Consider the following 1,476-nt stretch of genomic DNA (forward strand, 5'->3'; position numbering starts at 1 on the left):
TAAAGTGTACCCTTTGTAAAGGACATTTTTAAAAAGACTCTGGGGAATTAGGCAACTTGAAGAAGATGATGACTGTATTGTGCAGGCGTCATCTTTTTTAAGTTCCATTGACCTCGATAATAATTGTAATAAGTCATATAACTCTTAATCTCACGTTTTACTTCTTCTAATGTTTCACACGATTTAAAGTCCGTTTCATCTTTAAAATGTCCAAAAAACGATTCTTGAGGGGCATTATCCCAACAGTTGCCTCGACGGGACATTGACTGGTCTAGCCCCATCTCTTTCACCATCTTTTGAAATTGGGGGCTAGTATAGTGGAATCCTTGATCTGAGTGAATGAATGCGCCTTCGGCCAACTTTATCCCACTTTTTTTCATCTTCTTTAATGTATTTAATGCAATATCTATCGTTAATCTATCAGATGTCTCATATGCTAAAATTTCATTGGTTTCGGCATCTTTTATGGTTGATAAGTACGCACGTTTTCCTTTTCCGTGACTCAAATATGTAATATCAGTTAATAATACTTTTCTAGCGATTCCTTGCTTGAATTCACGATTTAGTAGATTTGGTAAAGTTCTATGTTCTTTCGTTGCTTTTGCCATTCTTCGATAAGGATTAGCTTTTCGAATTGGACAAATGATTTGAAACTTTTTCATGATACGACGAATTCGTTTTAAGTTATATGTAATTTGATACTGATTTTCTAATGTCATTTTGATTTGACGTGCGCCCTTCTTACGACGGCGAAAATTGAACGCTCTTAAAATGATTTCCTTTACTTCTTCGTCTGCTTCATCACGCGCTTGTCTATTAAGTTGCGCTTCTTCTGAAAAATAACGATAATAACCTGACCGAGAGACACCAACTAGTTCACAAAGATAGCTTACCATCCGCTTTAAGTTATGTTTTTTAATGACCAGTTGGATCAATCGAAATTTCTGTTCAGCTGTTAGTTTTTCTTTTTCTTCACCAACATCCTTTCTGCTAAATCGATCTTTTTTAGAAGTTCATTTTCTGCACGTAATAATGCATTTTGAGCTTCTAATCTTGCATACTTTTCTTCTATACTTAATTCACGTTCAAGAGGGCGTCCAGAATAGTATTTACGAGAATCCTCAAGCCCCTCTAAACCATTCTTTTGATAAGCAGCACGCCATCGCTTTAAAGACGATTTTGCTCGTTGAATCCCTACAATTTCAATATCAAATCCTGCATCTTCAAAAATTTGACGTGCAAATTTCCCTTCTTCATATTCTTTAATTGCCATTGCCTTAAATTCATCTGTATATGTTATTGCTTTTTCACTAACAGCTTTAACATAAGGATGTTTCATTAATAATTTCTGTTCTTGCTCTGTAAATAATTTTTTCGACATTTTCTTCCGCTCCATTAATTATTTCTTTCATTATAAATAAAAGTACCCTACAAGAGAGACTTTTTTTAAGTGTCTATCTTATAGGGTACATTTTA

Annotated in this window: 1 protein-coding gene; it reads right to left on the bottom strand. The window is 34.3% G+C overall.

Annotated elements, in window-relative coordinates; genetic code table 11:
- Window positions 1-47: 47 nt before the first annotated feature.
- A protein-coding gene (locus BJ095_RS18825; RefSeq protein WP_107932854.1) for an IS3 family transposase occupies window positions 48-1,381 on the bottom strand; the annotation gives its coding sequence in 2 pieces (ribosomal slippage) (window positions 48-994 and window positions 994-1,381; 1,335 coding nt in all).
- Window positions 1,382-1,476: the final 95 nt, after the last annotated feature.

It is taken from the genome of Ureibacillus chungkukjangi, assembly GCF_003217295.1.
In the GTDB taxonomy this organism is placed as follows: domain Bacteria; phylum Bacillota; class Bacilli; order Bacillales_A; family Planococcaceae; genus Ureibacillus; species Ureibacillus chungkukjangi.